Below are 576 nucleotides of genomic sequence, written 5' to 3' on the forward strand. Positions count from 1 at the left end.
ATCAGCCAGAAGCGTATGTCGCTGCCAGTGATACCTTTATCGAAAAAGACAGCGCCATTAATGATCACATTGATCAGATGCGTCTGTCCGCCACACGTGCTTTGTTAGAGCGTCGTGATGCCATTATCGTCGCATCGGTATCGTGTATTTATGGTTTGGGTGATCCAGAAAGCTATCTAAAAATGCTGCTACATGTGGTGGTTGGTGATCAGATAGACCGTACCGCGACGATTAAGCGTTTGGTTGAGATGCAATACACTCGTAATGAGTTAGATTTTGGCCGTGGTACGTATCGTTTGCGTGGTGAGCTGTTAGACATCTATCCTGCTGAGTCTGAGCAGTTGGCGGTACGCGTGCATTTGTTTGACAATGAAGTGGAGAAAATTACGTGGTTTGATCCTTTGACGGGCAAAACTGTACGCAGTGTGCCACGTATTACCATTTATCCAAAGTCGCATTATGTGACGCCGCGCAATAAGTTAGAAGCGGCCAGTGAAACCATACGCGCTGAGCTTGAGCCGCGTTTGGAGTACTTCCGTGAAAACAACAAGCTGATTGAAGCACAGCGTCTCAAAG

Annotated in this window: 1 pseudogene; it reads left to right on the plus strand. The window is 47.0% G+C overall.

What is annotated here, in order from left to right:
• Positions 1-576, plus strand: a pseudogene (locus ACS8FC_RS19490) (excinuclease ABC subunit B); the annotation flags it as partial.

The organism is Psychrobacter sp. 1Y4 (assembly GCF_051847555.1).